This is a genomic window from Caballeronia arationis (genome assembly GCF_001544975.2).
Taxonomy (GTDB): domain Bacteria; phylum Pseudomonadota; class Gammaproteobacteria; order Burkholderiales; family Burkholderiaceae; genus Caballeronia; species Caballeronia arationis.
Window position 1 is genome coordinate 1 of record NZ_FCOG02000223.1, and the last position, 6,392, is coordinate 6,392.

Here is a 6,392-nt window from a genome sequence, read left to right on the forward strand (position 1 = left end):
ATGAGCGGACTGGCCCAGCGCGTCGCGTCAACCTTGTGGGTCTCCTTTGCGATGCCCGACACCTGATCCCGCGACCCTGCACCAGTCGTCCAGGCCACATGCCGCAACGGTATCGCCTGGCGTGCGCTTCGTCGCATGCGTCTCTCGAAGTGCTCCATGAAGCCGGGCGCGAGTTGCGGGTTGCCACCGACGCTGCGGATTCGATCGAGCAACTGATCAAAGGCCGCGACCGGATCGTCCTGCACAAGATACGTTTCCATATCCAGCAAGCCTTGCCCCGAGTAACGGAAGCCGCGCGGCAGCCGGTGGCCGTCGCGCGAGTAGATGCGCTTCACAAGAACCGCGTTGAGCACCATCGCTTCGTTGAAGCCGCAGGCAAAGGACAAGCGAATGCGCCGGCCATCGTGCGACACCTTGACCGACTTGTCGCCCGTGACCGCACGCGTGATGAACGGCACGCTGTCATCGAGCTTCTGCAGTCGCAGCCGCGCTTCCCCGAAGGAGCGATCTTCGAAGTGAAGCCCGAGGTCCGGGCCGGGCGTCGCCAGATCGTCGACGACCGCACGCACGAAGTCGGAGGGACGATCGCGGTAGCGGTCGAACACCACAACCGCCGTGCGCACGTTCGCGCCCTCTAGCTTGAACGCGTCCGCCGGCAATTCGAACAATCCCGCCGCGCGGCGCTTCAGACGGTCGCCCTGCTCGCCCGCAACCATCGACTCGGCGGTTGTGATCGGCAACAGCGCTACGACGATGTTTGCCGCCTCCAGCGCTTGATGCACGGCGTAGTCGTGGCTCAACGCGCTGGTGTGCGCGCCATATCGGCCCCACGTCGTGCATTCGAGCGTCTGCAGATGCGGTGACTCGAGATGGATCGAGAACGGCGGATTGATGAGCGCGATATCGAAGCGTGTCGGATGGATGTGCTCCATGCCGGCCTGCCGGAACTCGCAATGAAACCCCGCGTCCTCGAACACCTTCTGGCACTGCTGGATGACATCGGCGTGGATGTCGACGCCGTACACGGCATGGCGTTCCGGGTCTGCATACTGAAGCAGCCTGCCCGATCCGACCGAGTTATCGAGGATGCGGATAAGCCGATTGACGTTCCAGCCACTGACGAAGCTCCACATGAATGCGGCGATCGCGTCGGGCGTGAAGAACTGCCCGAGGTGCTGACGCCGCGCCGCGGCCAGCTCGCCCTGATGGGCGATCGACGGAGCCTGCGATCCCAAACTTCTGATCGCACGCAACGGCTCATACCAGTCAGGCTCGAACGAAAACAGATCTCTCTGCATGAATTGCCTCTAGATGTGAAAAGACCCGCCGGAGCGGGTCAAAAGATGGGAGGTGGACGCCTCAATACCGGTCGCGCGAGGCGAGGTACTTGGCTCCGAACTCACTAATGAATAGGGACAGCGCATCGCCCACGTCGTGCGCCAACTTAAACTGCCACTTGTCGTTGAACATCACGATCTCCAGCCCAGGGAACGACAGCTTCTCGCGGGTGGAAAACGTCAGGCGGTGAACGCTGAAGTTGCGCAGTTGCATGGCCAGCGCGCCGAACTGATGCTTCTTCGCGAAGGTCGCCAGGCCGTCGAAGGTTGTGACGACCGCCTGCTGAGAGGAGTAATAGACCTCGCGTTGGCCCTTCGAATGAAAGCACGATTGAGAGGTGACGCGCTTTTCCAGGATGACCGCGCTGCTGGTGCGCTTGATCTCGGTATCGGGCTTGAGCCAGAAGCCGTCTATGATTGCCTTGGCTGCCTGCTCGAACGCGACGCGCTCGCCGGCTTCACCGCCGAACGTTCGCTCGAGGTGTCGCCAGAAGCCGTCCATGTCAGGGACGTTGCCCTTCCTCAGATCTTCCTCAACGTCGAGGCCACATCGGTCAAGTTCGCGATGCTGGTCGATCTCGATTCTGCCGCCGACGGGCGCGAACTTGCGGCTTGCCTCCATCACGAGCCGGGAGAGCAGCCGTCGGCAGAACGTGTTGAGCTCGCGCTCGACTTTGTATTCGCTTCGGGCTTCCATCGCCGAATACTCGGTCATTCCGTCCGCAAAGACGTCGCGCTCCGCTTGAATTACCGCGGCGTAGGCTGATGCTGCTGCCGTTTGCGCCGTCTTGAACTGCTCGATCAGCTGTGTGTACATGCGATTGCTCCAAAAGGTGAGCAGGCGCACGCCCGCGAAGGGGACATGCCCCTGCGGGTTGAGATAGGAAAATGATTGCGCGGTGAGCTTGTGAAGGCGCCGCAACGTCGATGCGCGAGATGCGCGGGTGATCGACAGACGATACCTGCTGGAGATTGCTCATACAGGCAGAAAGACGAGCATTTGATGGTGCCTCTCGTCAAACGCTTCCGAAAGATATCCCCAGTTTCTCTGGATAAGCCTGGGGATAACTATCTCGGCCGCAATGATCGGTTGCGACGATCGTCCTGGTGCTGCCGCCGACCAACGCTATCCGGATAGCGGCCGTTTTGGGGAATGACGCATAAAAACATATAGCTTTCGCCCGCGCGCATTACGCCGCGCTTTCGGCTCAGCGATCAAACAGTCCATACGGCTGGCAAAAGACGCTTCATTCGGGGCGTCTTTCGGACACCGTCGCGGGCGGCGTCCAACGAAAATTGGGCACCGAATCTGCATTGCATAAAAAACAATCACCGACGTTATGAAGCTCAGTCACATTATCACCGTCGCCATACTGTGCGCATCCGCTGTTAGCTCAGTGGCAGGGGTCGGCTTGGTCGCTCGCCAATTCACGATCAAGCCACCGCCGTGCAAGTCGTTGCCAGCACAGCGGTGGTTGAACGCATGCAGGGCGTTTCCGACGCGGTCGAATATCTGTCAGCGACGGACCAACATTCGTTGCTTGAGAAATATGGCTATTCGGATCGCGTTGCCTTCGACCGGGCGTTGCAAGATGGGCGTCGCGAGCTCAGCGAAGCGCAGCAAGTGCGGGCGGACACGCTCAGGGCAAACGACAAGCGTTTGGCGAGCTTGCTGGCTGCGTGCGCCTTTGCAGGCGTCGCCGCGTTAATGGGCGCACTCGCTACCTACGACATCACGGCCACGCGCAAGCAGCGGGCGGCGTCCATCACGTTCTAAGGCGGCTCGTCCGCCGCTCCAACCAACGATGAATTTGATTGTTGTTAGCTTCGAAGACTTCACGAGCGATCCTGCCGGCGCGCGGGCCGGCGCTTTGCCCGCTGCTGGCTGCCCAGACTCCTGGCTGGACGCCCTCATCGGCGCCGGTTCGGTATTTTCGCGATATTACGCGGCGCCCGGTGCAGTCTCGACGGTTGGCGTGCGGTTTCCGAGCGTCTTCCACGCGGAGCAGTTCTGCTTGAGCGTGCGCCAAGTGGCCAACCTGCTCGGCACCCGCGCACACGTTCACAAAGTCCCCAGCGAACAGGCGCCTTCCACCCTACGCGAAGCCGCAGAACACAGTGCTCGCTTCGTTTGACGGGCTCATCTTGCACTAGAAGCACTCCACGACGGCGCGAGCGGCTGGCGTTTCGCTGCCGGACCGGCACTTGACGGCCGGCCTTTCTGAGATACTTTGAGCGCGTCTATCACTGCCGCGCATCTCATATGACCTCAAACTCGTTGTTCCTGAAGCGTGCTGTCGCGCGCGATGCCAACTGGCAGGTAAGTTACCCCGCCCTCTCAATGGCAAGCACGATTGAGCCGGTCGACGAGCGACGCAAACAGATAGTCGTTGCTGCCGCGAACGAAACCGACCTGCGCGCAGTGTTCTTCAGCTCGCTGGGTGCGATTCTCGACTTCCAGGCGACGTGGAACGAACTCGATGCGTCCGCGAAGGGATGGCTCGCTTTCACCATCCGTCGGAACCGGTGGTGGTTGCCCAATGCCGACCATGTGAAATGGTTCGAGCAGCACGCGTTCGCGCCGACCGACCTGCACCTCGCCAGTCGGGACTTCGCATCGATTCCGGGTGACAACGCAGCTTTCCGCCAATACCTAGATGTCGTTGAGCAACACTATCGACGCGACGCAATGGTGTCTCGCGTCTTGTTTCCGAGCAACGTTGTCGCGGGATTCGAGCCCGCGCTGATCGATCCGGCCGGACGCCACGGATAAGGCTGTCGATGTCGAGGGTGATCCCGTTTATAAGGCGATCCGTCGCTAGTAACACGCCCGCCGACGGCGAGACGCACTGCGCTCATCGCAATATAAGACTCGTGGAACGCGGTGAGATCGTCAGCTGCTCGGACTGTCTCGCCGTACTCAGTCCCTTCTGGGCGCTCACCATGTTGTCGCAGCAGTACTCACTTGCAATGAGCCAGATCGAACGGCTCACGACCCGCACCAAACTCGCCGACGCACGAATCCTCGAGTTATCGCAAGAACTCGACGCGAATTCCCGCGAGGAAAGACGCCAGAATCCGCCTTCTACCGACACTTGACTGGACGTTAATCAGTGGTGCAATAGGGTCACCAACGAACTAGGAATGCACCATGAAGCGAACATTCGAATGCGGTCACAGCGGCAAGGGCAAGTTCTGCCACAAGTGCGCAGCCGCAGAGAAACAAAAAGCCCAACAACGTCTTGCATGTGAAGAGAAGCGCGCGGCGAAGCGAGTTTCGACCGCCGACGATCCCATCGACCTGTCCTTGGTTCGACACCTGTCGGCCGTACAACGAGAGGCAAGAGACCTGCTCGCGAAGGTCAGTAGTGGCGTACATCCACTCTCGCTCGACGGGAAGTTCATCAAGTCCTCGGCCGGCAAGCTGGTATCCGTGCCGGTTGGCCGATCCTATCGCCTACTCTTCGACGCCCCGTCACTGGCACCTCTGCGCCTCGTCAGTCACGAAGACTACAACGGGATCGCGGCGAATCGGGTAGCCGCATAGCTTGCGTTGGCTAAACTCCTCGCGCTGCGATTTCGCGAGGGTGCATCGCGGTGAACGCGGTCGCAGCCTCCTGAAAGCTTCAGTGCACTGGCTGCAAAGGAGCCTTCCGGCATTCACGTCGGGCGGCGCCAGATAGGTAGCTATAATCCATGGCGGCTTACAAATATTAGACCGCCGGACTGCCGGCGACAGGACCAGCGCCATGACTGACGAACTGTTTCCCTGCGACCATTGCGGCGGTAAGTGGGCCTTTGGCTATTCCCACCGGTTGCTCAAACGCCCGTCTGCACCCGCACGTGACTATCTGAGTGCCGACGACAGTATTTCCCCCGAGATGAACGATCTCGAGGCGCGCTCGCTGTATGCGATCCCGCAGGAAAAAGTCTGCTGCATTTTCTGCGAAGACTGCGGGATGCAGACGCCCTGGATTGCAATCGGGAATGACCGGCACGCCGCTCTTGAAAAGGCCGGCACTATCTGGAACGCCCGCACGAGGCGTCCGGCCGCAAAAGAGGGCGACCTCTTGAAACTGATTAGGAAAGAGCTCAGCGCCGTCGACGCTCCTTTCCTAATTGACCTGCTGGCCAGAACCGAAGGTGACTGGGAGAAGCGCGGCCCCGTTTTCGCTATGCTCGCCAGGAAGATCGTTGACAGCAAGATCACCCTGAGTGATTTTTGGCCTGTAGACACCGTGCTCAACGATGCAGCCCGCTATCGAAAACTTCAACAGTTGGCCAAACGCATTTACATCGACGGTATCGCCTCGATCCAGTTTCCGCGCATCCCGGCCACAGGCGGTGACGAAGGAAACTTCGAGAACAGCATCAACCTCGCTGTCGACGATCTGCCCGATCGAAACCGCTGGTGACTTGACTCTGCGAAACGCCGGTCATACTGAATGTAACTCGGTCGTTCGGCCGAGCTCAACTGGAAAGAGAAATGTCGCCCATCCAATACATCGCTGCTGCCTATCGGTTCCGGAGGAAGCTCGCACCGCAGATCACGACGGTGCTCGCGCTCGCTGCAATCCTCACGTATCACGCGGTAACAAGCCGTCAATTGGACTGGCTACTCGGTTAAAACCGCAAGAGACGCTATCCGGATAGCGTCACGCGCGCTGCATCCGCTCGGCAAGTACATGTTTTCGTTGACGAAAATGCGTGTTACAAAAACTGCCGTTTAGTCACCACCCTCTTAAACGGCAGGTTTCCTTTCACTCCAGTAAGCCACGTTGCCGTTCCGCACACGCGTTGCCGCTAGGGTCATCGGCGTAAGCAGGACCTTTCAGGTTGCTGCCTCTAAAATCCGATACACCTTCTGCCTGGAGATGCCAAGAGATTTTGCCGCGGCGGAAATATTGCCCTCCGCCACAGCAACGGCGTCGCGAACTTGGTCGACCGAGACCTTCGGTGACGTGAGTTGCCGCTGGGTGAAATAGCTCGACAGGTAAGCACCGGCCTTTTGCGCTTTACTGTGGCCGGCCGCCTCTACCACGGCTTGCATCGCTT

At 59.8% G+C, this 6,392-nt stretch carries 10 protein-coding genes; 7 read left to right on the forward strand and 3 right to left on the reverse strand.

The annotated features are described in order from the left end of the window. The coding region (locus AWB81_RS39485; protein ID WP_235026159.1) for a methyltransferase domain-containing protein at positions 1 to 1,298 on the reverse strand (1,298 nt) is incomplete at its 3' end. Positions 1,299 to 1,359: 61 nt separating this feature from the next. Further along, positions 1,360 to 2,154 carry a hypothetical protein gene (locus AWB81_RS39490; protein WP_062643708.1) on the reverse strand — a complete coding sequence of 265 codons (795 nt, stop codon included), beginning with the start codon at positions 2,152 to 2,154 and terminating at the stop codon, positions 1,360 to 1,362. A 630-nt stretch (positions 2,155 to 2,784) separates the two neighbouring features. Between AWB81_RS39490 and AWB81_RS39495 the strand changes: the two genes are divergently transcribed. The 7 genes from AWB81_RS39495 to AWB81_RS46145 all read left to right on the forward strand — a co-directional run bounded on the left by AWB81_RS39495 (position 2,785) and on the right by AWB81_RS46145 (position 5,964). Beyond that, positions 2,785 to 3,114: a hypothetical protein gene (locus AWB81_RS39495; protein WP_144444324.1), complete on the forward strand. Its 330-nt coding sequence runs from the start codon at positions 2,785 to 2,787 to the stop codon at positions 3,112 to 3,114. Positions 3,115 to 3,142: 28 nt separating this feature from the next. Continuing rightward, a complete protein-coding gene (locus AWB81_RS39500; RefSeq protein ID WP_062643696.1) occupies positions 3,143 to 3,472 on the forward strand; it encodes a hypothetical protein in 330 nt (109 codons plus the stop codon). 206 nt (positions 3,473 to 3,678) lie between these two features. Then, on the forward strand, positions 3,679 to 4,110 hold the full coding sequence (locus AWB81_RS39505) for a hypothetical protein (RefSeq protein WP_062643697.1): 432 nt from the start codon (positions 3,679 to 3,681) through the stop codon (positions 4,108 to 4,110). 197 nt (positions 4,111 to 4,307) lie between these two features. After that, positions 4,308 to 4,436, forward strand: coding sequence for a hypothetical protein (locus tag AWB81_RS48440; RefSeq protein ID WP_268811800.1), 129 nt, complete (start codon positions 4,308 to 4,310; stop codon positions 4,434 to 4,436). Between the two features lie 52 nt (positions 4,437 to 4,488). Next, positions 4,489 to 4,884 carry a DUF7682 family zinc-binding protein gene (locus AWB81_RS39515; protein WP_062643701.1) on the forward strand — a complete coding sequence of 132 codons (396 nt, stop codon included), beginning with the start codon at positions 4,489 to 4,491 and terminating at the stop codon, positions 4,882 to 4,884. A 202-nt stretch (positions 4,885 to 5,086) separates the two neighbouring features. After that, entirely contained in the window at positions 5,087 to 5,752 is a 666-nt protein-coding gene (locus tag AWB81_RS39520) for a Lar family restriction alleviation protein (protein WP_062643703.1), read from the forward strand. Between the two features lie 71 nt (positions 5,753 to 5,823). Next, the gene (locus AWB81_RS46145) at positions 5,824 to 5,964 is read left to right on the forward strand and encodes a hypothetical protein (protein WP_159939014.1); all 141 of its coding nucleotides are present in this window, start codon (positions 5,824 to 5,826) and stop codon (positions 5,962 to 5,964) included. A gap of 204 nt (positions 5,965 to 6,168) precedes the next feature. On the opposite strand, the gene AWB81_RS39525 is transcribed toward AWB81_RS46145, so the two are convergent. Further along, on the reverse strand, positions 6,169 to 6,392 hold a 224-nt coding region (locus AWB81_RS39525; RefSeq protein WP_327373340.1), incomplete at its 5' end, for a helix-turn-helix domain-containing protein.